Here is a 25,855-nt window from a genome sequence, read left to right as displayed (position 1 = left end):
CATATGAATCAGCCTGGTTCCCGGCAATTAAGACCGTCACTCACTGAGCGTCTGAAATCCGATGAGGAGCGTATACTTAACGTCCTTTATACTACGAATTACAAGCCGTTGGAGTTATACATTGTACGGAACAATGGTTCTTCCGATGACGCTAAGGATATCTATCAAGAAGCCTTCTTGGCTGTGTGGCGAAACGTGCAAACTGATCGGTTTGCACCCCGCGACGAGGAGGAATTCGCCGCCTATCTTATGCGAGTGGGGAAAAATAAGTGGATTGATGAATTACGGAAGAATAAAAATAAATATAAGGTATCGGTTGATGAGGAGTCCGGATCTGATAGGGTTTCGGAGGAGTATGCAGATGAAACCGATGCATACATCAATACCGTGAAAAAACAATATAAGTATTTGGGCGCGCGTTGCAGGGAACTGCTTGGCCGGTTTTATTTCCGTAAGCAAAGCCTGCGTGAAATTGCGGAAGTATTCAACTGGACGGAGACCAGTGCGAAGAACAATAAGTACCGCTGTTTAAAGCAACTGCGTGAACAGGTGTTAAAGGAGGAAACGAGATAATGGAAAAAAGACCGTCACACAACTTGCCGGAAGAAGAACTTGCGCTGATCGCAAGTTACCTAAGTGGTGAAATGCCGCCCGACCAATTGGACGCATTCGAACGGCGGCTGAGCGAAGAACCCGGATTCCGGTCTAAGGTTGCAGAAGTAAAGGCACTTTTGATCGGTATCCGAGAGGCAAATCTCGAAGAGCAGTTAGATGCCTATCACGCGGAGATAGGGCAAAGTAAGGAACGGGCAACGGTAGGCAGGCGACTGATACCTTACCGGGTAGGATGGGTGGCCGCATCGGTAGCGTTATTGGTTTTGGCCGGAATCTGGTGGATTTGGTTTTCGACCCCTTCGAGCGAACGGTTGTACCATGCATACTTTGTGCCGGATGTGGGATTACCGGTGGAAATGGGTAGTGCTGACACCCTGCGCTATTTGTTCTATGATGGCATGATCAGTTATAAAGAGGGTGCGTATAATGATGCGTTGAAAAAGTGGCACTCGGTTGCCAAGGCATCCGGAACCACCGATACCTTGCAATATTACATGGGCATCGCGTACATGGAGCTCGGTGACATGGACCGTGCAAAAGAACAGCTGATGGAAGTAGCCGGTGACCGCAATGCTTCCTATCATAAGGAGGCCACTTGGTATTTGGCTCTTTGTTACCTCCATACCGGCCAACGGAAAAACGCAGTTTCGTTGTTGGAACGTATTGCTGGTGATGAACGTGCGCAGGAATTGCTGAAACAGTTGCATTGACGATGGACAGGGCGCTTTTAATTGGTTGTTTGGTTTTCATGGCCAGCTATGCAGCGCCCGCGCAGGATTGTGGAGATAATTACAACCGGGCTTTCCGATTATACCGCGAAAATAAGTTAGACCAAGCTAACGAATATGGCTTGCACGCAATCGCCTGTTTTCGGTCGGCGGGAAAGGCGGATAGCCTGTTGCTGGCCTATTCACAACACGCGCTGGTCGTTTGGACCCAGAAAGGATTGGAAGACGCCGTAAGACTGATGGATACCGCTTTTTTAGAGATGGCCCGTTTGCCCAAAGGGAATGTTGCGCGCATTGCGGCGTTCAGTCGGATGGGGCAGCTCCATACCCAGCTTTACGAGCTGAAGAAAGCCGCAGCCTACTTCGAAAGGGCAGAAGCGGAAATCCGGGGAACAGAATCGCCTAACCGCCATTATGTGCACCTGTACAATCACATCGCCGTCATGTACCTGATTGAAGAACGGTATGGCGAAGCGAGGCAATATGCCGAAAAGGCTTATCGGCTGAACCGATTGCTGGAAGGGGAAGACGGTGCGGATATGACGATGATCTGGCAAACGCTTTTTTTCATCAGTCGGTACAGTGAGAATTTTGAACAGGCTTTGGCCGATGGGAAGGCTTTTCAGCAGGTCACTGAAAAGCACTACCCCCCGGATCATCCCAATATGGGGATTGTACACAATAGCCTGGCTATTATTTACGAGGCACTTAGGCAGTATGACGAAGCGCTGTATCATCGCCAAAGAGCGGTGGATATACAGTACCGAAACTTCATCCAATCCGAAAACCGGTTTTCACTGGCCGCGGCTTACCAAAACCTGGGAACTCTTTACAATTATATGCATGAACCATTCCTTTCGCAGGCCTATTTGGAAAAGGGGAGTAAACTGTTGCTCGAAACCTATGGCGAGGATGGTATCGGGATGGTGAAAGTCTGGGTGGATTTGGCTGTGATCAAGCTGAAGATCGGGCAGTACGATGAGGCCGAGCAGCTTTTTGACCGAGCTTATGCATTGCAGAAACGCCGTGCGCCAGACGATGTGTTAGGGCTGGCCTATGTGGAAACGTTTTTTGGAGATCTGTATCTCAAACAGGAGCGGTTTAACGAGGCAGGTCTTCTGTATAGAACCGCTTGGCAGCGGTATCGAAAAGCAAAAGCTGCTGATACGGAACTTGCCTTGCTCACTAAGCAGAATCTCGCCCAGGTATTGAATGAGTCGGGACAGTTTGAAGAAGCGTTGGCCATGCAGCGTGAGGTACTGGCCGCTATACGGATACTGTATCCGAAAGGTAACGATGCCGTTGCACAGGTCCTTCACAGACTGTGTGAAACCTACCTGAAGGCTCACCGCCCTGTTGACGCACTCGAATTATCGGATGACGTGTTTGCCGAATTAGTAGGGGTAGATGAATTACCCGATCGTGTCGGTAGTTGGTTTCAGCGCTTACCTTTCAGCTACAATACATTGGTTTATATTCAACAGCGGATGGAGGTATTGACACAGTTATTCCATCAATCCGGCCAAACGAAATGGCTGGAAATGCTGCTTATCCTTGCAGATCACTATTCGGCATTTGTATCCGAAAACCTTCATGCATTCCGGACGCAGGCAGCACTGATTGATTTGGCAGATGTTAACAAGCGGATTTATTCATACGCAATGCAGGCATGCTGGGAAATGTCCCGGTACGGAAAGGACGAGGCTTTCAATATCCGCGGTTTCGGCTATGCAGAGCGTAGCAAAGCGCTCCTGCTCCGGCTTGCGGCCAATAATATGCTGGTAGACGCTTCTAGCATGGCGAAAGAAGCTTCCACCCAACGAGACCGGGTATTCCGGAGCCGGATCACCGCCCTGAACCAACAATACCTGAACAGCGCGAGGAACGATTCGCTGCTGACGCTGCTATCCGCCGAAGCCGAACGCTACCGGGTATTTCAGGATAGCTTGCGGAGTGCAGGCGACCAACTGATCATGCGGAGAACCGAGCTGGCACCCCCCACATTAGATGATATCCGCGCCCGCTTATTGACAGGCGGTGAAACCCTGCTTGAGTACGCAGCGACCGATCAGTCCGTATTTATTTATGTGCTTACACCTGAATCTTTCCATGTTCATCGTGTTGAACGGAGTGTGTTGGCAGATGTAGCGTCCCTTAGGATGTTACATAGGGTAGAAGCGCAGGACTTTGTTGGGCCCGCATACCGGCTTTATGAAGCACTGATCCAGCCGGTAGCAGCTTATTTTTCTACTGACAGGCTGCTGATTATACCGGACGCAGATCTGTATTATCTTAATTTTGAAATACTCATCACGCACGGTGGGCAGAAGTCGTTCGCTGATATGCCTTATCTCATCCGTAAATACGACATATCATACCTGCTCTCAGCAGCAAGTGCCTTGCAGTTGAAAGCAGCGTACCGCGCACAGCATAAATTCAAAGCATTACTTTTCGCTCCGGTTTTTACCGATGAGATGAAAGCTAACTACCGGAAATCACTAACCGGCCAAACGTTCGAGAATGAGGATTACTTCTTCCTGTATCGGCAGCCTTTCGCCCTACGGGCTGCACAGCGCATCGGACAACTTTTTCAGCACGATCTGTTTGCCGAACAGGAGGCGCAGGAAAATACGTTTAAACGTCTTGCGCCGCAATACCATGTGCTGCATTTGGGTACACATGCCGAAGTGAATAACTTGGCACCATTGGAATCCCGCTTGTTCTTTGCAAAATCCATGTCCGATGACGGGATCGATGCGGATGATGGCTATTTGTATACCTACGAAATCTATGCAATGCAGTTACGTGCCGAGTTGGCGGTATTGACTGCCTGCGAAACGGGTGCCGGGGCATGGCGCAACGGTGAAGGAGTCGTATCATTGGCCCATAGTTTTATGTATGCCGGCTGTCCCAGTGTGGTGATGAGCCTCTGGAAGATTGATGAACAGTCGAGTACAGACATTATCACCGTATTCTATGAAAATTTGAAAAATGGCGAAAGCAAAAGCACCGCCTTACGGAATGCAAAACTGAAATTGATGCATCAACATGCAGGCCGGTTATCTCATCCTTATTATTGGGCCGGACTGGCACTGATTGGCGATGCGGAACCACTTTATAAAAGTTACGCATGGCTGTATTGGAGCTTAGGGCTGTTGGTGGTTGGGGTAGCCGGGACCGTATTTATCAAACGGAGAAAACAGCAGAAGGCTGCTTAATGAAACAGTAATGTTACAAGGATTGATGTCATAATTTACGATGTTCGTACGCAACAAAACTAGCGTAGCGGCGTCTTATCTAAAATGCGTAGGATTGACACCGTTACTCGCACATGAATGGTATCACTTTTTTAACTAAATCTTATGAAGTATGTATGGCTATTGACTATAGCGGGCAGTCTATTTTCTGCTTCGCCCGCCACGGGTAGTCTACGGATGTATGCCTTGCAGGATACATCAATCAAAAAACAACCGGACACCACAAAAGTAGCACCGCCTGACAGTACAAAGAAAGCGGCGGCAGACTCCGTTAAAAAGAAGCCTGAAAAGCCTTCGATTGAGGATAAAGTCAAGACAAGTAAGAAGGTAGACGGACTCTTTACCCTCTATCGAGACACGGCCACCGCAAGTTTGCAGCTCTACCTCGAAAAAGGGCAGTTGGGTAAAGATTTTATTTACCAAAGCTTCTCGATGGGTGGACCCACAGCCTTGTTTCTGAACCAGAATATGATTCGTGATACCTGGCTGTTCAGCATCCGCAAGAATAACGATCGGATTGAATTTTTACGGAAGAATACATCGTTTTACTACGATCCCGATAATCCGGTGAGTAAGGCAGCCAATGCGGACGTAGCCGATGCCGTCTTTTATTCAGAAAAGATCGCTGCTTCGGACAGTGCGGGCTATCTAATCCCGATTGATGGGCTGTTCATCAGCGATAAGCTGGATCAGGTAAAGCCAACAATGCCCCCGGGAATTCCGCCGGGCGCTGTATTTAATTTGGGAAACCTGAATGTCTCGAAATCAAGTTACGATACGGTACGGTCGTTTCCAAAAAACACGGACATCGTCGTGCGGCTTGCGTACGACAATCCCATGCCGATGAATGGGGGCGGAAAGGACATTACAGATGCCCGGTATGTAACGGTCCGGATGCAGCATTCATTTTTAGAGGTCCCACAGAACAATTACCGACCCAGGCGGGATGACCCACGTGTAGGATATTTTGGAGCCGAAGTGGACGACCTGACGTCGATTTCCCCCGCGCCGTACCGGGATTTTATCAGCCGTTGGCACCTGGAGAAGAAAAATCCGAATGCGAAGATCAGTGAGCCTGTTGAACCGATTGTATTCTGGATAGAAAATACGACACCGATTGAATACAGGCCGATTATCAAAGAGGCAGGCGAGAAATGGAATGAAGCATTTGAAGCGGCGGGCTTTAAAAACGCTGTTGTCATGAAAGAAATGCCGGATGATGCTGATTGGGACCCTGCAGACATCGCGTATAATGTAATCCGTTGGAAATCATCAAGCAGTCCCAGTTACGGTGCCATTGGCCCGAGCTTTTTCAATCCGCTGACCGGACAGATCTTGGGTGCGGATATTACCGTGGAATGGAAGTCGGGAGCCGGAACGCCCATTTACGATGATTTGTTCAATGGTGGTGTTTCAGCCCTGGGTTCATTGCCTTGGGAACATCCCGAACAGGCGGCAGCTGCACAATCGGAATATGTACACCATTCGCAGGTGAACCGGATGGCGATGTGTAACCTTGCCAATGAGCTAAGCATGCAGTTCCAGACCGGTATGGCTGTGGTAGAGACCCTGGATGCGGACGCTGGTGGGGCCAAACAGGCAGCCACGGTCAAAGAGATGCACAAGCAATTCCTGTACTACCTGATTATGCATGAAATGGGCCATACATTGGGTTTGAACCACAACATGAAAGCCAGCCAGATGTTAAGTCCCGAACAGCTGCACGATACCAAGTTGACGCGGAAGATCGGACTGCAAGGGTCAGTGATGGACTATCCGGCCATCAACGTAAGCCGGGACCGCAGCAAGCAGGGGGATTACTATACGACAAAAGCAGGCCCTTATGACATCTGGGCAATTGAGTATGGTTACACGCCGTTTTCTCTGGCAGAGGAGGAAAAAGGCTTGGATAAAATCCTGAGCCGCAGTACCGACCCTCAACTGGCTTTTGGCAACGATGCCGACGACATGCGCAGCCCGGGCAAGGCCATCGACCCCCGTGTGAATGTCAACGATCATTCCAACGACATGATGACGTATGGTGAAGAACGCTTCCTCCTGGTGAATGACATGATGCCGAAGTTGAAGGAACGGTTTAGCAGACCTAATCAAAGCTATCAGGAACTGTTGCAGCGGTATGGCCAGCTTAATAACCAACGTTTTAGTATGGCGGCTGCCATCAGCCGTTACATTGGCGGGGTATATGTAGACCGCAGCTTTGTGGGGCAGCGCACCGATGTGCAACCTTATACACCGGTGCCGCTTGAACTGCAGAAGAAAGCGATGGCATTGCTTGGTACATACATCTATGCACCGGATGCCTTTGCCGAAGACTATTCCTTATTTCCCTACCTGCAACCCCAACGCCGGGGCTTCAATTTTTTCAGTAGCACGGAGGATTACAAACCCCAGAATACGTTCCGGTCGTTGCAGGTAAGTACGCTTTCACACATCTTGCATCCGACGACGCTCTCGCGTATCAGCAACAGCAGTCTATATGGTAACACATATTCAGTGGCAGAAGTAATGCAGGATCTGACAGCGAATATTTTTGATGCGGATTTGGGCGGCAGTGTTAACCTGATCCGTCAGAATCTCCAAACCGATTACGTAGCTGCATTGAGTGGTATTTTGGAAGCAAAAACCGGCTATGATTATGCAAGTAAGGCGGCAGCACTGGCAACGCTCACTGCAATTAAATCGAAATTGGCCGGCGCAGCTTCATCTGACATCCAAACCGATGCGCATCGGAAGAACCTAGTGTTCTTAATCGATAAAGCCTTATCAGTAGATAAGGCGTCTTAACCGGGGTGTTTTCTTTACAGTTCGGGCATCTTTTAGGATTTTAACCTAACAAGATGCCCGAATTTCTTGTTTATATTCCGCCTAATTTGTAATTTTACAGCAAACGAATCCCCGCTATCTTCCTGTTAACATACTGCCTATCCCATCCTCTAGGTAAGGTAGGTAGCCTGTCTATACCTTATTCGTACTTTCTTCGCTGTAAAACAAAATAGAAAATGGTATGGGTTTACCGTGAGTCCGGGTTTTACTATAAAAACTTGGACTCACCGTGGACTTACTGTGGACTCACCGTGGACTCATCCCGAAGAAGGTATGGCAAAGGTACCTGCTTGATCTTGTCCGTGTCCGTCTGATGTTGACTGCCAGACCAATGGGTCGTAAAAAGATTTTATGACGGAAGAGGCTGAATAGGATTATCAGCAAATTTAGGACTTTTTGTTAGTTATTGAAATACTGCTAATTGTTTCTTTCTTATTCAGCTTGATAACTACGGATTGATCAATTGTTTTAATGGTTAATTCGTCTTGCTGGTGTTGTAAAGATTTCTTCACATTCCGCTTGTAATGAGGGTGATTTAAAAAAATAGATTATTTTTGATTTACAGATTCTTAGACACGAGACTTAAATTCCGGCTTCCTAAACTGGCAATAGGGATTATGTAGTTGTAGACATTGGTCAACCCAAGGAGGTAGGATTCTCTTCATATGGATTCACTAATTCAATATAACGATGAGATCTTTTAAAAAAACCTTTTACCGAGTTTGTTTTCCAGGATTCTTCTTACTAACTTGTTGTCAACGGGATATCCCGATACCGCCATTGGAGAAGGACGATATGCGCAGCGTCACATTTAGGCTATCGGGCTTCGAATCTGAAGTTACTCCTTTGTCCCGTCACGATGTCAACAACCTTATGGGCTTCAAAAATGCCCGAATACAGGCGCTGCATAACCTGGTGCCAGGCCCTGAACCCCAATACCTGTATTATTGGTCATTTAACGATGAAAATTTGGAGCCAGACATCGCAGTGGATGCGGAAGGGGCGGGGATTACATTTGAGGCCAGCGCGGTTGGTCCCAAGTTTTTTTCTGGGTTTTCTGGAGACGGATACGATGCGGGACAATCCATGAGTTTGACGGCAGTAAAATCATTGATAATCACATTAGCCATGGAGGGGGTTGAGTCGCTTGGAAATCTTGCCTTTGATATAAGTAGCTCGGATACGGGACCTAAAGATTTTCTACTATCTTATTCCATTGATGGAGGCCTGAGTTATGAGGTGTTAAAAGAAGGAAATCAATTTGAAAATATGGGGCCGCAATCCCGAAATTCCTATGACATCGATGTTAGTATATATCCACAGTTTATCGGTGTAAAGACAGTAAGGCTAAAATTCGATTTTTTGCCGGGCAGCCGTGACGGAGCGGGCGACTACAAGGAAAGCAGTGGTGCAGTTCGTTTTGACAACATCCGTCTTTCCGGTGTTTACAACGGTGAAGGAGAAGAGGAAACCGATCTATCAATGCCCAGTACATTGCGTTATTATGTATTTTCTTCTTCTGATGGCAATGTGGTAGCACAGGAGGAGCTGGCGCTGGACAAATTAGCGGCGGGCGGACTCTTGAAAATCAAATTATCTCCGGGTACCTATGACGTGTTGTTCTTGGCTTATCGATCCAATGGGAGTATACTGCTGCCGGAAGACCTTACCAACGCAAATGAGTTTTACTTCGGGCAGGATTTTAACGATTACCAGGCTGTCACCTACGCGTTATTAAAACAGCATTTTGAAGTGGGGGCTACCGATGTAACCGAACCTGCAGTGCTGACACGATGCTTTAGCCTGGTTACGTTCAATTTTACGGATTTGTGGACAGACCTAGCGGAAGTAAAGAAAATCGATGTAACCCGCCAGCATGACAACTACCTGTATACGCCATACGGTAATCCGGCTGAAGTGCCGATAGCGGACCTTCATACCCTTACGTTTGACGAGCTCGTAGCAGCAGAAGATTATCAACTGAGGTTTCATCAATTTCTAGGGATACCGGATGATTTGCAGTACCTCAGTTACGAGCTAACGGCTTATGGAAGGGATGGAAAGAAGCTGAATACAGTGATCTTAAGCGAACGCATCCGGAATAACGTGCAGCTTCGATTCAGTGGACGACTGTTAGCGGATCTTGATCGTTTTTCCATTGGGATCGATCCGGATTGGGATGAGACCATTGAGCATGACTTTTAATTAAAAAGCCTCACTTAATGATAAATAAAATCCGCCCTGGCGTTTTTCCCCGGGGCGTTGCTCCCCAATGCCATAATCGAAACGGACGCTACTGTTGTGTTCTAGATCAAAGAAATACCGGACACCGCCGCCATAAGAAGGCACCAGACGCGCATTCCGCCAGCCATCGTGGTAAGTAGAACCTGTACCCATAAAGGCAGCAATACCCACCCGGGGATGGAAGCGATATCGGAGTTCGCTTTGGGCGGCTATCAGGCTCCGGTCGCGATACCTGCCGGAATAGTAGCCGCGCATCATCATATCACCTCCCAATTCACGGTATACATAGAAGGGGATATGCGGGCCTGTTGATGTCTTGTAGTGGCCATTGAATCCTAATGTCAACTGGTGGGATAAGGAAAAAAAGGCCCGTAGGTCAAGGTCAATGGTGCTTCCCTGAAAACGGCTACCGCCGCCGAATCCAGGCGAATAGGCATATTTGGCACGTGCGTAATATCCCCGTGTGGTATAGGTATTGGCGTCTCGGGTATCATAAAGTTGGGAAATCCCGATCAAAAAATGGCCACCACCCGCCCGTCCGTAAGGAGGGGTAAGCCCGAATATTCCACCGCTTTCGCGGTCAGAAAAAGCAAAACGCTCATAAGTAAGGTTCAATCCGGCATAGTAGCTGGGAGCCAGTCTGCGTTCGCCTTCAAAGCGGAGGCGGATCAACTGCATCAGCAGAACATCTTCATCCTGTTCCCGTGTCTGGTTGCCGATTCCATAGAAATTGAAGGGGAAATTCCGGAAACGGATTTCCGTGGTGTAGTGATACTTGTTACCGGTGGTCCATATATCCGATTCCAATTTGAGGTTGGTTTGCCGTTCGGTGGTAAATGTGCCGATGAATGTGACATTGGATGTCCGGATGGTGGTATCCGTCTTGTTGAGGTAAAAATTATATACCCCTGCCAAGCCAAACTCCAATCCGGTCTCCTGCGCATAACCCAGTGCGGGCACAACGATAAACCCGGCTGAACGAGTACTGTCTTTCTCCGGAGAGATAAACCGCTTGATGAGTTTATGTTCCCAAATACGCTGTTTTTCCTGTGCCAAAGCAGGAATCGCAGTAATCCCGATGAGTAAGCAAAATACGTAACGTCTAACCATTTCCATAGCACCGTTTTCTGCGGCGAAGATACGGATAAACAGATAACCGACAGCCCCGGTTATATTTTTGTAAATTATTTTTGTATTAATGCAAGTTTGTATATCTTTGCAGTCCCTAACGGAAAAGGGGTGTTTTTTGAAGATTTTGCTTCCTTAGTCCGCCTGTTAATTGGCGGAAACTGGTAGGTAATCAGTGGGTCGCTGAAACATTTTTGCCTCCTTAGCTCAGCTGGTAGAGCAACTGACTTGTAATCAGTAGGTCGCTGGTTCGATCCCGGCAGGGGGCTCAAAAAATGGGGGGATTCCAGAGCGGTCAAATGGGACGGACTGTAAATCCGTTGCTTCGGCTTCGAAGGTTCGAATCCTTCTCCCCCCACACAATATTAATAAGCGGAAGTAGCTCAATTGGTAGTCCGCCAGCTGGCGGAACCAAGCTACAGGTTGCAGGTTCGAGACCCAACGTGCCGGAAAGGCTCGACAGGAAATAAGGCACAAAAGCGGAAGTAGCTCAATTGGTAGAGCGATAGCCTTCCAAGCTATAGGTTGCGGGTTCGAGACCCGTCTTCCGCTCATAAATGTAAACACGATCCCTGTCAAGCCAATGGGTTGGTAGATTGGCAGGGTTTGATTGTAAACAAAAAAGCCGATGTAGCTCAGCGGTAGAGCACTTCCTTGGTAAGGAAGAGGTCATGGGTTCAAGTCCCATCATTGGCTCGTAAGAGTAACATAATAGTTAACATCATACATTAAAATTTTAAATTACTAATTCGCATAAAACATGGCAAAAGAGAAATTTGACCGCAGTAAGCCGCACTTAAACATTGGTACGATCGGTCACGTTGACCACGGTAAGACAACCACTACCGCCGCTATCACAAAAGTATTGGCAGATAAAGGCCTTTCTGAAGCTCGCTCTTTCGATTCCATCGACTCTGCTCCTGAAGAAAAGGAACGCGGTATTACAATCAATACATCGCACGTTGAATATCAAACAGCCAACCGTCACTATGCACACGTTGACTGCCCGGGTCACGCCGACTATGTGAAAAACATGGTTACAGGTGCTGCCCAAATGGACGGTGCGATCATCGTTGTAGCTGCTACCGACGGTCCAATGCCTCAAACCCGTGAGCACATTCTGTTGGCTCGTCAGGTTGGTGTACCTGCATTGGTTGTGTTCATGAACAAAGTGGATTTGGTAGACGATCCTGAATTGCTGGATTTGGTAGAAATGGAAATCCGCGAGTTGTTGTCATTCTACGAATACCCGGGTGATGATATCCCTGTAATCCGTGGTTCTGCACTGGGTGGACTGAACGGTGAGCCGCAGTGGGTTGACAAAATCATGGAGTTAATGGACGCTGTAGATAACTACATTCCGATTCCTCCGCGGTTGACTGATCTTCCTTTCCTGATGCCGATCGAAGACGTATTCTCGATCACGGGACGTGGTACCGTGGCTACTGGACGTATTGAGCGTGGTGTGATTAATACCGGTGATCCGGTTGAGATCCTGGGCATGGGTGCTGAAAACCTGAAATCAACGGTAACAGGTGTGGAAATGTTCCGCAAAATCCTGGACTACGGTGAAGCGGGTGATAACGTAGGTCTTTTGCTGCGTGGTATTGAGAAAACCGATATCCGCCGTGGTATGGTAATCTGCAAACCTGGTTCGGTAACTCCGCATACTGAGTTCAAAGCAGAAGTTTACGTGTTGTCAAAAGCTGAAGGTGGCCGTCACACGCCGTTTTTTAACAAATACCGTCCGCAGTTCTATTTCCGTACCACAGACGTAACCGGAGAGATTGCACTTCCTGACGGAGTGGAAATGGTAATGCCGGGTGATAACGTAACGATCACTGTGAAGTTGATCAATGCGATCGCCATGGAAAAAGGCCTTCGTTTCGCTATCCGTGAAGGTGGCCGGACTGTGGGTGCTGGACAGGTGACTGAAATCATCAAATAAACCAGTTCCTGGATTGGATATTCCAACCGATTAGCTAATCAGTACTTGAGCTGATTAGCTAATCGTGTCTAATAAACGAAGACACACACGGGCATAGTTCAATGGTAGAATAGAGGTCTCCAAAACCTTTGATCTGGGTTCGAATCCTGGTGCCCGTGCAAATGATTAACAGAACATGGCAAGCGTACTCGAATTTATAAAAGACTCCTATACAGAAATGAGCCAGAAAGTCACCTGGCCTACTTGGTCCCAACTGCAAAGCTCGGCTGTGGTGGTGTTAGTGGCGTCAATTCTTATTGCGCTGGTTATTTTTGCTATGGATAAGGCGTCGAGCAATGTGCTGGAGTTGTTTTATAATATTAGGTCTTAATTGTTGGGGAAGAAGAAATGGCAGATCAAGCACTGAAATGGTATGTTGTACGGGCCGTGAGTGGTAAAGAAAAAAAGGTAAAGCAATACATAGAGGCAGAAATAAACCGCATGGGAATCAATCACTTGGTCCCACAAGTGTTGATCCCAATGGAGAAATATTACCAGATGCGGGACGGAAAGAAGGTGGCTAAAGAGCGTAATTTCTATCCGGGATATGTATTGTTGGAGGCAGCGTTGGATGGGGAACTGGAGCACGTGATCAAGAACATCAATAGCGTTGTCGGCTTTTTGGGCGATAAAGACGGCACCCCTATTCCGTTAAGACCCGCCGAAATCAACCGGATTCTGGGTAAAGTAGACGAGATGTCTGAACAAGGCGAGCTGATGAATGTGCCTTTTTATGTGGGAGAGCTCGTCAAAGTGAACGATGGTCCCTTCAATGGATTTACAGGAGAAATTGAAGAGGTAAACGAAGAGAAGAAGAAGCTGAAGGTAATGGTTAAGGTGTTTGGCCGAAAGACCCCTTTGGAGCTGAATTACATTCAAGTAGAAAAAGAATAAGCAGTATTGCTTTTTATATAGAATTTTTTTGTACCTTTGCACTCCATTTTGGGGTGCCTGTGCAATTAAGCGGTAAGCGCTTCAAAATCTAAATGTTACGTTAAATGCTTCCAACTTACTAACAAACATTTATTAATTAAATTTACATCGAGAAATGGCAAAAGAAGTCAGTGCGTTAGTAAAATTACAAGTGAAGGGCGGCGCTGCAAATCCTTCGCCTCCAGTAGGTCCCGCTTTGGGTGCCAAGGGGGTGAATATCATGGAATTTTGCAAGCAGTTCAATGCACGCACCCAAGACAAGCCCGGTAAGGTATTGCCCGTTGTCATCACGGTGTATAGCGACAAGTCATTCGATTTCATCATTAAAACCCCTCCGGTTGCTATTCAATTACTTGAGGCAACAGGCGTGAAAGGGGGCTCTGGCGAGCCTAACCGTAAAAAGGTTGGTTCGGTCACTTGGGATCAAGTGGAAGCCATAGCAAAGGATAAAATGTCTGATTTGAACGCATTTACACTGGATTCGGCCATGCGCATGGTAGCTGGGACGGCGCGTAGTATGGGAATTACGGTGAATGGTAATGCGCCCTGGAACAATTAATTAACGAAATCAGTTTAAGAAAGTGGCAAGATTAACGAAAAATCAGAAAGCGGCACTATCCAAGATTGAAGTTGGTAAAGCATATTCTTTGCAGGAGGCTTCGGCCCTGGTGAAAGATATTACCGCTGCCAAATTTGATGCTTCGGTGGATATTGATGTACGCCTGGGCGTAGATCCCCGTAAAGCCAATCAGATGGTACGTGGTATCGCGACATTGCCACATGGTACGGGTAAAACCGTCCGCGTGCTGGTGCTTTGTACCCCCGACAAGGAGGAAGAAGCGAAAGCTGCGGGAGCAGATCATGTGGGACTGGACGACTATATCAGCAAGATTGAAGGCGGATGGACCGATGTTGACATCATCATTACCATGCCCAGCGTAATGGCTAAAGTAGGTAAATTGGGCCGTATCCTTGGGCCGCGTAACTTGATGCCTAATCCAAAAACCGGCACGGTAACAACCGATGTGGGTAAAGCGGTTGCCGACGTCAAAGCAGGTAAAATTGATTTCAAGGTAGACAAAACTGGAATTATCCATACTTCCATAGGCAAAGTATCTTTTTCACCCGATAAGATTTACGAAAACGCCCTGGAAGTATTGCAGACAATTTCCAAGTTAAAGCCTTCAGCGGCAAAGGGAACGTATTTCAAAAGTATTTACATCTCTTCTACCATGAGCCCGGGTATTCAGGTTGAAACTAAATCAGTAGCAGGAATTTAATCATGAAAAGAGAAGAAAAGCAAGAAATTGTTAAAGCTTTAGCTGAACAGATTAAATCGTACGGGAATTTTTATATTACCGATACTGCTGATTTGACCGTGGCTAAAATCAATGGCATCCGCCGCAAATGTTTCGACAGCGGTATTGCCATGCAGGTAGTGAAAAATACCTTGATCAAGAAGGCGCTTGTGGAAGCTGGAGTAGATTCGGAGGAGTTATCAGGCGTGTTAAAGGGTTCTTCTACCCTGCTTTTTTCCGAAACCGGCAACGCACCTGCAAAATTGATAAAGGAACTTCGAAAAGACGGCGACAAGCCCCTGCTGAAGGGAGCCTATATTGATGCAGCAGTGTTCATCGGAGATAATCAAGTGGATGCATTGAGCAAACTCAAATCGAAGAATGAGTTGATCGGTGATATCATCGGCTTGTTGCAGTCTCCGGCCAAAAACGTGCTTTCTGCGCTTCAGTCAGGCGGAAACACGTTGGCAGGATTGGTCAAAACTTTACAAGAAAGAGGCTAAGGGTTCCTCAATCAAAATACCCTACGGATTGTTAACAAAATAGTAAAAAAGTAAATTCAATAATTTAAAATAAAATGGCAGATTTAAAAGCGTTTGCTGAGCAGTTGGTAAACTTGACAGTAAAAGAAGTTAACGAGTTAGCTCAAATCTTGAAGGATGAGTATGGCATCGAGCCTGCTGCTGCTGCAGTTGCTGTTGCTGGTCCTGCTGCAGGTGGCGATGCACCTGCCGCTACTGAAGAAAAAACTTCTTTCGACGTAATCCTGAAAGAAGCTGGCGGTCAGAAATTGGCTGTTGTTAAATTGGTTAAAGATTTGACAGGTCTTGGCCTGAAAGAAGCAAAAGATTTGGTTGACGGCGCACCGAAAGAATTGAAAACCGGTGTTGCTAAAGACGAAGCTGAAGCTTTGAAAAAGCAACTTGAAGAAGCAGGAGCTGTTGTTGAGATCAACTAATTCAGATCATACAACGTACCTGAATGGGTTAGACTCTGACGTGAATTTCGTCAGAGTCTATTCCTATTTATGACTTTTCCACCTAATCGATAATTCCAGCGCTGTATCTGGATGCCGGACAACGGTAAAAAAAGCAGCAACGAAACAGTTTAAATAGTTAAACTAAATTCTTATTCCCTTGGCAAACAAAAGTATTCAAAACGAAAGAGTAAATTTTGCAAGCAGTAAAAAGGTGATTGACTATCCCGATTTTCTGGATGTGCAATTGGAATCTTTCAGGGAGTTTTTTCAGCTTGAAACAACTTCAGACAACCGCCACCAAGAAGGGCTGTTTAAGGTTTTCTCCGAAAACTTTCCCATTTCCGATTCACGGAACATTTTCGTGCTTGAGTTTTTGGATTATTTCATTGATCCGCCGCGTTATGGTATTCAGGAGTGTATCGAGCGTGGGTTGACTTACAGTGTCCCACTCAAGGCGAAACTCCGCTTGTCGTGCAACGACGAGGAACATGAAGATTTCGAAACCATCGTCCAGGATGTGTATTTGGGAACCATTCCCTACATGACCCCGAAGGGTACTTTTGTCATAAACGGTGCCGAGCGTGTGATTGTATCGCAGTTGCACCGTTCACCGGGTGTGTTTTTCGGTCAAAGCCGTCACACCAATGGCACCAAGCTCTATTCGGCCCGGGTAATCCCGTTCAAAGGTTCCTGGATTGAATTTGCTACAGACGTGAATAACGTCATGTATGCATATATAGACCGTAAAAAGAAGTTTCCGGTAACGACACTTTTGCGTGCAATTGGCTACGATTCAGACAAAGACATTTTGGAATTGTTCGAACTGGCCGATGAAGTGAAGGTGAGCAAATCCGGACTCAAGAAATATGTAGGCCGCAAACTGGCGGCAAGGGTGTTGAAGAAGTGGATCGAGGACTTCGTAGACGAAGACACGGGTGAGGTGGTATCCATCGACCGAAACGAGGTCATCTTGGAACGCGAAACGATCCTGGAAGACGAGCACATCGATCTCATTATCGATGCCGGTGTGAAATCGATCATCCTGACGAAGGAAGATACCGCTAATGCAGCGGATTATTCCATCATTTACAACACACTGCAGAAGGATACGTCCAACTCGGAGAAAGAAGCGGTAGAGCACATCTATCGGCAACTGCGCAATGCGGAACCACCCGACGAGGAAACGGCCCGTGGTATCATCGAACGCCTGTTCTTTTCGGACAAGCGGTATGATTTGGGGGATGTCGGACGGTACCGCATTAACCGTAAATTGCAGTTGGATACACCGGAAGAAACCAAGGTGCTTACCCGGGAGGATATCATCGCAATCGTGAAGTATTTGATCAACCTGATCAACTCGAAAGCGGAGGTTGATGATATTGACCACCTGTCTAATCGCCGTGTACGTACCGTAGGCGAGCAACTGTATTCACAGTTTGGCGTAGGGTTATCACGTATGGCACGTACCATCCGTGAGCGTATGAACATCCGCGATAACGAAGTGTTTACACCGACTGATCTGATTAATGCACGGACGTTGTCGTCCGTAATCAATTCGTTTTTCGGCACCAACCAGTTATCTCAGTTCATGGACCAAACCAACCCGCTGGCTGAAATTACACACAAGCGTAGGTTGTCTGCCCTCGGGCCGGGTGGTCTGTCACGTGAGCGCGCAGGCTTTGAAGTACGCGACGTGCACTATACGCACTATGGTAGGTTATGTACCATCGAAACGCCGGAAGGACCGAATATCGGATTGATTTCGTCACTTTGCGTACATGCTAAGATCAACAACCTCGGATTTATCGAGACGCCATACCGGAGGGTAGAAGAAGGAAGGGTTGTCGTTGAAGAGCCGGTGATTTACCTTTCTGCGGAAGATGAGGATGGCAAGACGATTGCGCAGGCTAATGCGGAATACGACGATAAAGGTAATTTCATTACTCCGAGAGTGAAAGCCCGGTATGAGGGTGACTTCCCGGTAATCGAGCCGGAAAAGTTGGATTTGATGGACATCGCGCCCAACCAGATCACTTCCATCGCAGCTTCGCTGATTCCATTCCTGGAACACGACGATGCGAACCGTGCGCTGATGGGATCGAACATGCAACGCCAGGCAGTGCCGTTGCTGCGCCCTGAGGCACCCGTGGTGGGTACTGGACTGGAAGGGCGTGTAGCCCGCGATTCGCGTACCTTGATCAATGCGGAAGCCGACGGCGTGGTTGAATATGTCGATGCAAACGAAATCAAAATCCGTTACGACCGGAGTGAAGACGACAGGCTCGTATCGTTTGACGACGACATCAAGACGTATAAACTCATTAAGTTCAAGAAAACGAACCAAAGCACCTGTATTAACCTGAAGCCGATTGTGAAAAAAGGCCAGAAGGTTGAAAAAGGTCAGGTTCTTTGTGAAGGTTATGCAACCCAGAATGGCGAGCTGGCCTTGGGACGGAACCTGAAAGTTGCATTCATGCCATGGCAAGGATTCAACTTTGAGGACGCGATCGTGATTTCCGAACGTGTGGTAAGTCAGGATATCTTTACTTCCCTGCATATTGAGGAGTTTGAATTGGAAGTCCGCGATACCAAACGCGGTGAAGAGGAATTGACCGCAGATATACCGAACGTATCGGAGGAAGCGACCAAAGACCTGGATGAAAATGGTATCATCCGGATCGGCGCTGAAGTCCGTGAGGGTGATATCCTGATCGGTAAGATTACCCCGAAAGGTGAATCGGATCCGTCGCCGGAAGAAAAGCTCCTTCGTGCCATTTTTGGCGACAAGGCGGGCGACGTAAAAGATGCCTCGCTGAAGACACCGCCTTCCATTAACGGTGTGGTGATTGATACCAAACTGTTTTCGCGGGCGAAAAAGATGGCGAAAGAGGAAGAGAAGAAAGCACTCGATCAGTTGGATACCCAACATGCCAAGGCGTTGAAAACGTTAAAAGATAAACTGGTAGATAAATTGTTTACCATCGTAAATGGTAAGACTTCCCAGGGTGTCTATAATGTGTATAAGGAGTTGCTGGTTCCGAAAGGAGCGAAATTTACGCAGAAGATTCTGTCCGACCTTGAGTATAACAACATCAATCCGACGGGATGGACCACAGACGACGATAAGAATGAACTGATCAAGCAGGCCCTGCACTTCTACAACATCAAGTTGAACGAAGAACTGGGGGCTTATAAGCGGGATAAGTTCGCAATCAGCGTGGGTGATGAGCTGCCTTCGGGTATTGTACAGATGGCCAAAGTATTCATCGCGAAGAAGCGCAAGCTGAAAGTGGGGGATAAGATGGCCGGCCGTCACGGTAACAAAGGGATCGTCGCACGGATTGTACGTGACGAGGATATGCCGTTCCTGGAAGACGGAACACCGGTAGACATCGTCTTGAACCCATTGGGTGTACCTTCACGGATGAACCTGGGTCAGATTTATGAGACGGTATTGGGCTGGGCCGGACAGAAACTCGGAGTGAAATTTGCAACGCCGATTTTTGACGGTGCCTCAACCGAAGAGGTGGAAGGATGGGTTGCCAAGGCTGGTTTGCCTGAATCAGGCCGTACCTACCTCTACAACGGATTGACCGGAGAGCGTTTCGACCAACCGACTACGGTGGGTGTGATTTACATGCTGAAACTCGGCCACATGGTGGACGACAAGATGCACGCCCGTTCGATCGGACCGTACTCACTCATCACACAGCAGCCGCTCGGTGGTAAGGCACAGTTCGGTGGACAGCGTTTCGGTGAGATGGAAGTGTGGGCACTGGAAGCATTCGGTGCTTCGAACATCCTGCAGGAAATCTTGACCGTCAAGTCTGACGACGTGGTAGGTAGGGCCAAAACGTATGAGTCCATTGTCAAAGGCAATAACCTGCCGACTCCATCGGTGCCCGAATCCTTTAACGTACTCGTACACGAGCTGCGTGGCTTAGGATTGGATATCACGCTGGATTAATTGAGCATATCGCGTTAACTTTAGAAACGAAAGTATGTCTTACAAAAAAGATAATAAAATAAAAAGCAACTTCACCTCAATCACCATTAGCTTGGCTTCTCCCGAAACCATTCTGGAGCGTTCCAGCGGTGAGGTGGTTAAACCGGAAACGATCAATTACCGGACATACAAGCCCGAACGCGACGGTTTGTTCTGCGAACGCATTTTCGGTCCGGTGAAGGACTACGAATGCCATTGCGGTAAATACAAACGTATCCGTTACAAAGGGATTGTCTGCGATCGTTGCGGTGTGGAGGTAACCGAGAAAAAAGTACGCCGTGAGCGCATGGGCCACATCAGCCTGGTAGTTCCCGTAGCGCATATTTGGTACTTCCGTTCCCTGCCGAATAAAATTGGCTACCTGTTGGGACTGCCGACCAAGAAGCTCGACATGATTATTTATTACGAGCGTTATGTGGTCATCCAGGCGGGTGTGAAGGAAGAGGACGGGATTAATTACATGGACTTCCTCACGGAGGAAGAGTACCTTGACATCCTGGACACATTGCCTAAGGAAAATCAATTCCTCGACGACACCGATCCGCAGAAGTTCATTGCCAAAATGGGCGCGGAAGCATTGGAAGAGCTGTTGAAACGGCTTGACCTCGACCAGCTTTCGTACGACCTGCGTCACCAGGCAGCGAACGAAACTTCCCAGCAACGGAAGAACGAAGCATTAAAACGCCTGCAGGTGGTCGAAGCATTCCGTGGTTCGAGGGATCGCATTGAAAACCGTCCGGAATGGATGATCGTTAAGATTGTGCCGATCATTCCGCCGGAACTACGTCCGTTGGTGCCGTTGGAAGGTGGCCGTTTTGCGACTTCCGATCTGAACGATTTGTATCGTCGGGTGATCATCCGGAACAACCGGTTGAAACGTTTGATGGAAATCAAGGCACCTGAGGTGATCCTCCGTAACGAGAAGCGGATGTTGCAGGAAGCTGTGGACTCGCTGTTTGACAATTCCCGTAAGGTGAATGCCGTGAAAACGGAAGGAAACCGGGCGTTGAAATCCCTTTCTGATATTCTGAAAGGAAAGCAGGGCCGTTTCCGTCAGAACCTGTTGGGTAAACGGGTCGACTATTCCGCACGTTCCGTGATTGTGGTGGGTCCGAACCTGAAACTGCATGAATGCGGTCTGCCGAAAGACATGGCCGCCGAATTATACAAACCGTTTATCATCCGCAAGATGATTGAACGGGGCATCGTGAAAACGGTTAAATCTGCGAAAAAGATTGTAGACCGTAAAGATCCGGTGGTATGGGATATCCTCGAAAACGTATTGAAGGGACACCCTGTTCTGCTTAACCGGGCACCTACGCTGCACCGCTTGGGTATCCAGGCTTTCCAGCCGACGTTGGTGGAAGGCAAGGCTATCCAGTTGCACCCGTTGGTATGTACGGCATTCAACGCCGACTTTGACGGTGACCAAATGGCTGTGCACCTGCCCTTGGGCAATGCCGCGATTTTGGAGGCGCAGATCCTGATGCTTGCTTCGCACAATATCCTTAACCCGGCAAACGGTACGCCGATCACCGTTCCTTCGCAGGACATGGTGTTGGGTCTGTATTACATGACCAAAGGCCGTAAGAGCGATGAAAAGCGGGTGATGAAAGGAGAGGGCATGACGTTTTACTCTGCCGAAGAGGTAATCATTGCCCACAACGAAAAGCGTATCGACCTCCATTCGCACATCAAAGTAAAAACGAAGGTGCGGAACAAGGAAGGGGAAATTGAGGAGCGCATCATAGAAACCACTGTTGGAAGGGTATTGTTCAATCAGGTGGTTCCCGAGGAAATCGGCTACGTTAATGAACTGTTGACAAAAAAATCCCTACGGGATATCATCGGAGAGGTGGTAAAAATCACGGGTATGGCGCGTGCAGCCAAGTTCCTGGATGACATCAAGGAATTAGGTTTCCAAATGGCGTTCAAGGGTGGTTTGTCATTCAACCTACAGGATCTGAACATTCCGGATGCCAAGGCTGATTTGATCGAACAGGCTACGAAAGAAGTAGAAGAGGTAATGAATAACTATAACATGGGTTTCATTACCAACAACGAACGGTACAACCAAATCATCGACATTTGGACACGTATTAACAACCGGTTGACAGCGAATGTGATGGAAATCCTTTCGACCGACAACCAAGGGTTCAATTCGGTGTACATGATGTTGGATTCCGGTGCCCGGGGTTCCAAGGAGCAGATCCGTCAGCTCTGCGGTATGCGGGGATTGATGGCCAAGCCACAGAAATCGGGTTCTTCCGGTGGGGAAATCATTGAGAACCCGATCCTTTCGAACTTCAAGGAGGGATTGTCGGTATTGGAATACTTCATTTCTACGCACGGTGCTCGGAAAGGTCTTGCGGATACGGCATTGAAAACAGCCGATGCCGGTTACCTGACCCGCCGTTTGCACGACGTGGCGCAGGATATGATTGTAGTTGACGAGGACTGCGGTGGTTTAAGAGGTGTGTATACCACAGCGCTGAAAGATAACGAAGACATTATCGAACCGCTGTATGACCGGATTCTCGGACGTGTGTCCTTGCACGATGTGTATGATCCGGTGACCGGTGATTTGCTGGTGGCTGCCGATCAGGATATCGACGAAGAAGTGGCTGCGAAAATCGAGGCTTCCTCGGTTGAGGGCCTTGAAATCCGTTCGGTATTGACCTGCGAAAGCAAACGCGGTGTCTGTGCACTTTGCTACGGCCGTAACTTAGCTACCGGCAAACGGGTACAAAAGGGAGAGGCAGTCGGTGTGATTGCTGCCCAATCCATCGGTGAGCCGGGTACGCAGCTTACACTCCGTACGTTCCACGTGGGTGGTACCGCTTCAAACATTGCTGCCGAATCACAGATATTGGCCAAGTTTGACGGTGTGATCGAATTGGAAAACATCCGGTCAGTACCGCATGAAGGAGAAGAAGGACCGGATCAGGTAGTGATCGGTCGTTCCGGTGAAGTCCGGATTGTCGATCCTGAATCCCGGAAGGTATTGATGACGAATAATATTCCGTATGGTTCTTACCTGTATGTAAACGTAGGTGATAAAGTAACTAAAGGACAGCGTATCTGTTCGTGGGACCCCTATAATGCGGTGATTATTTCTGAATTCGGTGGTAAAGTTGAATTCGAAGCGATTATCGAAGGTATCACGTTCCGCGAAGAGTCCGATGAACAAACCGGACACCGTGAGAAAGTGATCATCGATACACGCGATAAAACAAAGAACCCCGCGATCAAGATATTGGATAGCAAAGGTGCGGTCATCCGTACGTACAATATTCCGGTGGGAGCACACGTTTCCGTCAATGATGGCGTTACGGTGAAAGAAGGGGTTATCCTAGCAAAAATCCCGCGCTCTACGGGGAAAACCCGAGATATCACAGGAGGTCTGCCGCGTGTTACGGAGTTGTTTGAAGCACGTAATCCGTCGAACCCAGCGGTTGTAACCGAGATTGACGGTGTGGTGAGCCTAGGGGGAGTGAAGCGCGGTAACCGCGAAATCTCCATCGAATCGCGCGACGGGCAGATCAAGAAGTACCTGGTACCGCTATCTAAGCACATCCTCGTACAGGATAACGACTTTGTGAGAGCGGGTATGCCGTTGTCGGATGGATCGATTTCTCCGGCGGACATCCTGGCCATTAAAGGTCCGTCGGCTGTGCAGGAGTACCTTGTAAACGGTATCCAGGAAGTTTATCGCTTACAGGGTGTGAAGATCAATGACAAGCACTTCGAAACCATTGTGCACCAAATGATGCAGAAGGTGGAAATCGAAGATCCGGGTGATACCCGTTTCTTGGAAAAGGAAGCGGTCAACAAATGGGACTTCATGGAAGAAAACGATGCCATCTATGACAAGAAAGTAGTCGTGGATGCCGGGGATTCCAATGAGTTAAAACCCGGGCAGATCGTTTCGTTGCGCAAGTTGCGGGATGTGAATTCCAGCCTGAAGCGCCGCGACCTGAAGCTGGTGGAAGTTCGGGATGCAATTCCCGCTACATCCAGTCCATTGCTGCAGGGGATTACCCGTGCATCATTGGGTACCAAGTCGTTCATTTCTGCGGCATCGTTCCAGGAAACCACGAAAGTACTCAACGAGGCGGCGATTGCCGGAAAGCGCGACCACCTGTTGGGCCTGAAAGAGAACGTAATCGTAGGGCATTTGATTCCATCCGGAACGGGCCTGCGCGACTACGAACGTATCATCGTCGGTTCGCAGGAAGAATACGATCAACTGCTGGCTTCGAAGGAGGAGGATTAAGCAGTCGTCAGTGACCGGTGGTCAGTGATGAGTAGTCGCGGTAATCACCGGAAAATTTATAAAAACCGTCAGGTACGTGCCTGGCGGTTTTTTGTATCTTTGCAACCGCTATGGGTACCTTGCTTGACATCGGACAAAAGCCTTATAACCATTATGGTGCGTACTTGCGTGCCAAATACGATGGCAAGCGGGTATTTAAAATTATCGTAGATGGTAATTTTACCTGCCCGAACCGGGATGGGAGCAAGGGATATGGGGGATGTGCCTATTGTAATGTCGATTCCTTTACCCCGGATTCTGCCCGTAAATTGCCTACGATACGCGAGCAGGTGGAAGAAGGCATCCAACGGGCAGTAAATGGCTACGGGGCGGAAAAATTTGTCATTTATTTTCAGCCCAATACCAATACATACGCGCCGGCGCATTATCTGAAGGCGATGTACGACGAGGCCCTGAACGTTGCACCGGAACATGTCGTGGGATTGTCTGTGGGTACGCGGCCTGATTGCATCGATTTTGAGAAAGTAGCGTTACTTGAAAGTTATACGGATCGTTACGATGTAGATTTGGAGATGGGGATGGAGTCCATATACAATGATACACTCAACCGGATCAACCGGGGATGCTCACACGAGGAATTGGAAACCGCACTCGGACTGGTGCAAAACAGTCCGTTGGATATTTGTGTACATACCATCTTCGGATTTCCTTGGGAAACCCGGGAGATGATGCTGCGGTATGCCGATGAAATTAACCGGTTCCCACAAATTAAGTTTGTGAAATTGCACCACCTCCACATTGTCGAGGGATCCATCATGGGTGTTCAGTATAAGCGGCAACCGTTTCACGTGTTTAGTCTGGAGGAATATACCGACTTTCTTTGCGAGTTCATTCCGCTATTGCGGCCCGACATCGTCATTCAGCGCCTGTTTGGGCTTGCCGATCAGGAATTGCTCATTGCCCCCAATTGGGGCAAGGGAAAATCAGCAATTCAGACCTATATTGATAAAGAACTGGAACGGAGAGGTGCGTTTCAGGGCTCTAAATTCATCGCTCGATGATTGCCTTTAAATCGGCGGGAGAATACCGGATTGATTTAAGCGTTTTGCGGTCCTCGGTGCGATAAACCAAATACATGCCATCCTGTTTTTCGTAAAAGCAAGGGGTATCCCGTTCTTCCGAATAATACCGGACCGTTTCTTCCGCTTCTTCTTGCGATTTACAGGCCTTGCTCATGTTTGAACGCTGTACCTCGTCAAATAATGCACTGAATTTATCGGCCAAACCAAATTCCAGTACCGCACCTGACAATACATACTGAATGTCACAAAGCGCATCAGCTACTTCGACGATGTCTTTATCTGCAATGGCCTCTTCAAGTTCTTTTAATTCTTCCGCGATAAGGGCTACGCGCAACCTGCAACGTTGTTCGTCGGGGATTGTCGGCTTTTCCAGTATGGGATGCTTGAATGTTTGGTGAAATTTGGCAACGGAAGTGAGCGATTTCGGATCAGTCATGTTACAAAGTCAAAATCAACAGTTAAAAGTCAAAAGTAAAAA

Annotated in this window: 17 protein-coding genes and 5 tRNA genes; 20 read left to right on the top strand and 2 right to left on the bottom strand. The window is 48.0% G+C overall.

Going from position 1 to position 25,855, the window contains the following annotated elements; translation table 11 throughout:
* Positions 1-3 precede the first annotated feature (3 nt).
* From IEX60_RS06805 to IEX60_RS06785, 5 genes are all read left to right on the top strand, one after another.
* Positions 4-573: an RNA polymerase sigma factor gene (locus IEX60_RS06805; RefSeq protein ID WP_188748834.1), complete on the top strand. Its 570-nt coding sequence runs from the start codon at positions 4-6 to the stop codon at positions 571-573.
* Positions 573-1,325, top strand: a complete 753-nt coding sequence (locus IEX60_RS06800) for a tetratricopeptide repeat protein (protein ID WP_188748832.1) — start codon at positions 573-575, stop codon at positions 1,323-1,325. Before IEX60_RS06805 ends, IEX60_RS06800 begins: the two co-directional genes overlap by 1 nt.
* 38 nt (positions 1,326-1,363) lie before the next feature.
* Positions 1,364-4,561 (top strand): CHAT domain-containing protein, encoded by a 3,198-nt coding sequence (locus tag IEX60_RS06795; protein WP_188748830.1) that lies wholly within the window; start codon positions 1,364-1,366, stop codon positions 4,559-4,561.
* Positions 4,562-4,705: 144 nt separating this feature from the next.
* On the top strand, positions 4,706-7,405 hold the full coding sequence (locus IEX60_RS06790; RefSeq protein WP_229717455.1) for a zinc-dependent metalloprotease: 2,700 nt from the start codon (positions 4,706-4,708) through the stop codon (positions 7,403-7,405).
* 819 nt (positions 7,406-8,224) lie between these two features.
* Positions 8,225-9,649 (top strand): hypothetical protein, encoded by a 1,425-nt coding sequence (locus IEX60_RS06785; RefSeq protein ID WP_188748827.1) that lies wholly within the window; start codon positions 8,225-8,227, stop codon positions 9,647-9,649.
* On the opposite strand, the gene IEX60_RS06780 is transcribed toward IEX60_RS06785, so the two are convergent.
* The gene (locus IEX60_RS06780; protein ID WP_188748825.1) at positions 9,650-10,804 is read right to left on the bottom strand and encodes a BamA/TamA family outer membrane protein; all 1,155 of its coding nucleotides are present in this window, start codon (positions 10,802-10,804) and stop codon (positions 9,650-9,652) included.
* A gap of 208 nt (positions 10,805-11,012) precedes the next feature.
* Here IEX60_RS06780 and IEX60_RS06775 point away from each other — a divergent pair.
* The 15 genes from IEX60_RS06775 to mnmL all read left to right on the top strand — a co-directional run bounded on the left by IEX60_RS06775 (position 11,013) and on the right by mnmL (position 25,356).
* Positions 11,013-11,085: transfer RNA gene (locus tag IEX60_RS06775), tRNA-Thr, on the top strand.
* Between the two features lie 8 nt (positions 11,086-11,093).
* Positions 11,094-11,174, top strand: a tRNA-Tyr gene (locus IEX60_RS06770).
* 121 nt (positions 11,175-11,295) lie between these two features.
* Positions 11,296-11,368: transfer RNA gene (locus tag IEX60_RS06765), tRNA-Gly, on the top strand.
* 72 nt (positions 11,369-11,440) lie between these two features.
* Positions 11,441-11,512: transfer RNA gene (locus tag IEX60_RS06760), tRNA-Thr, on the top strand.
* 64 nt (positions 11,513-11,576) lie between these two features.
* A complete protein-coding gene (gene tuf, locus IEX60_RS06755; protein WP_188748823.1) occupies positions 11,577-12,764 on the top strand; it encodes an elongation factor Tu in 1,188 nt (395 codons plus the stop codon).
* A gap of 87 nt (positions 12,765-12,851) precedes the next feature.
* A tRNA-Trp gene (locus tag IEX60_RS06750) sits at positions 12,852-12,922 on the top strand.
* 17 nt (positions 12,923-12,939) lie between these two features.
* Complete coding sequence (gene secE, locus IEX60_RS06745) at positions 12,940-13,134, top strand: preprotein translocase subunit SecE (protein ID WP_188748821.1); 195 nt, start codon at positions 12,940-12,942, stop codon at positions 13,132-13,134.
* Positions 13,135-13,151: 17 nt separating this feature from the next.
* Positions 13,152-13,697 (top strand): transcription termination/antitermination protein NusG, encoded by a 546-nt coding sequence (gene nusG, locus IEX60_RS06740; RefSeq protein WP_090627530.1) that lies wholly within the window; start codon positions 13,152-13,154, stop codon positions 13,695-13,697.
* A 154-nt stretch (positions 13,698-13,851) separates the two neighbouring features.
* Positions 13,852-14,295, top strand: a complete 444-nt coding sequence (gene rplK, locus IEX60_RS06735) for a 50S ribosomal protein L11 (protein ID WP_188748818.1) — start codon at positions 13,852-13,854, stop codon at positions 14,293-14,295.
* A 22-nt stretch (positions 14,296-14,317) separates the two neighbouring features.
* Positions 14,318-15,016, top strand: a complete 699-nt coding sequence (gene rplA / locus IEX60_RS06730) for a 50S ribosomal protein L1 (RefSeq protein WP_188748816.1) — start codon at positions 14,318-14,320, stop codon at positions 15,014-15,016.
* A 2-nt stretch (positions 15,017-15,018) separates the two neighbouring features.
* Positions 15,019-15,537, top strand: a complete 519-nt coding sequence (gene rplJ, locus IEX60_RS06725; protein WP_188748814.1) for a 50S ribosomal protein L10 — start codon at positions 15,019-15,021, stop codon at positions 15,535-15,537.
* 74 nt (positions 15,538-15,611) lie between these two features.
* A complete protein-coding gene (rplL, locus tag IEX60_RS06720) occupies positions 15,612-15,992 on the top strand; it encodes a 50S ribosomal protein L7/L12 (protein WP_188748812.1) in 381 nt (126 codons plus the stop codon).
* Positions 15,993-16,170: 178 nt separating this feature from the next.
* Positions 16,171-19,980 (top strand): DNA-directed RNA polymerase subunit beta, encoded by a 3,810-nt coding sequence (rpoB, locus tag IEX60_RS06715; protein WP_188748809.1) that lies wholly within the window; start codon positions 16,171-16,173, stop codon positions 19,978-19,980.
* A 34-nt stretch (positions 19,981-20,014) separates the two neighbouring features.
* On the top strand, positions 20,015-24,295 hold the full coding sequence (gene rpoC / locus IEX60_RS06710; protein WP_188748807.1) for a DNA-directed RNA polymerase subunit beta': 4,281 nt from the start codon (positions 20,015-20,017) through the stop codon (positions 24,293-24,295).
* Positions 24,296-24,405: 110 nt separating this feature from the next.
* Positions 24,406-25,356 (top strand): tRNA modification radical SAM protein MnmL/YtqA, encoded by a 951-nt coding sequence (gene mnmL, locus IEX60_RS06705; RefSeq protein ID WP_188748806.1) that lies wholly within the window; start codon positions 24,406-24,408, stop codon positions 25,354-25,356.
* On the opposite strand, the gene IEX60_RS06700 is transcribed toward mnmL, so the two are convergent.
* Positions 25,343-25,813 carry a pyrophosphohydrolase domain-containing protein gene (locus tag IEX60_RS06700; protein ID WP_188748804.1) on the bottom strand — a complete coding sequence of 157 codons (471 nt, stop codon included), beginning with the start codon at positions 25,811-25,813 and terminating at the stop codon, positions 25,343-25,345. The genes mnmL and IEX60_RS06700 overlap by 14 nt on opposite strands.
* Between the last annotated feature and the right edge of the window lie 42 nt (positions 25,814-25,855).

Origin of the sequence: Parapedobacter defluvii (assembly GCF_014642075.1) — a bacterium.
GTDB classification, from domain to species: domain Bacteria; phylum Bacteroidota; class Bacteroidia; order Sphingobacteriales; family Sphingobacteriaceae; genus Parapedobacter; species Parapedobacter defluvii.
The sequence above is the reverse complement of the archived record's forward strand: the minus strand, read 5'-3'. Positions and strand labels throughout refer to the sequence as shown.

Bases quoted from the DNA above. Each gene is read 5' to 3' on its own strand.
- IEX60_RS06805 (WP_188748834.1), top strand. From the start codon at position 4: ATGAATCAGCCTGGTTCCCGGCAATTAAGACCGTCACTCACTGAGCGT.
- IEX60_RS06800 (WP_188748832.1), top strand. From the start codon at position 573: ATGGAAAAAAGACCGTCACACAACTTGCCGGAAGAAGAACTTGCGCTG.
- IEX60_RS06795 (WP_188748830.1), top strand. From the start codon at position 1,364: ATGGCCAGCTATGCAGCGCCCGCGCAGGATTGTGGAGATAATTACAAC.
- IEX60_RS06790 (WP_229717455.1), top strand. From the start codon at position 4,706: ATGAAGTATGTATGGCTATTGACTATAGCGGGCAGTCTATTTTCTGCT.
- IEX60_RS06780 (WP_188748825.1), bottom strand. From the start codon at position 10,804: ATGGAAATGGTTAGACGTTACGTATTTTGCTTACTCATCGGGATTACT.
- tuf (WP_188748823.1), top strand. From the start codon at position 11,577: ATGGCAAAAGAGAAATTTGACCGCAGTAAGCCGCACTTAAACATTGGT.
- secE (WP_188748821.1), top strand. From the start codon at position 12,940: ATGGCAAGCGTACTCGAATTTATAAAAGACTCCTATACAGAAATGAGC.
- nusG (WP_090627530.1), top strand. From the start codon at position 13,152: ATGGCAGATCAAGCACTGAAATGGTATGTTGTACGGGCCGTGAGTGGT.
- rplK (WP_188748818.1), top strand. From the start codon at position 13,852: ATGGCAAAAGAAGTCAGTGCGTTAGTAAAATTACAAGTGAAGGGCGGC.
- rplJ (WP_188748814.1), top strand. From the start codon at position 15,019: ATGAAAAGAGAAGAAAAGCAAGAAATTGTTAAAGCTTTAGCTGAACAG.
- rplL (WP_188748812.1), top strand. From the start codon at position 15,612: ATGGCAGATTTAAAAGCGTTTGCTGAGCAGTTGGTAAACTTGACAGTA.
- rpoC (WP_188748807.1), top strand. From the start codon at position 20,015: ATGTCTTACAAAAAAGATAATAAAATAAAAAGCAACTTCACCTCAATC.
- mnmL (WP_188748806.1), top strand. From the start codon at position 24,406: ATGGGTACCTTGCTTGACATCGGACAAAAGCCTTATAACCATTATGGT.
- IEX60_RS06700 (WP_188748804.1), bottom strand. From the start codon at position 25,813: ATGACTGATCCGAAATCGCTCACTTCCGTTGCCAAATTTCACCAAACA.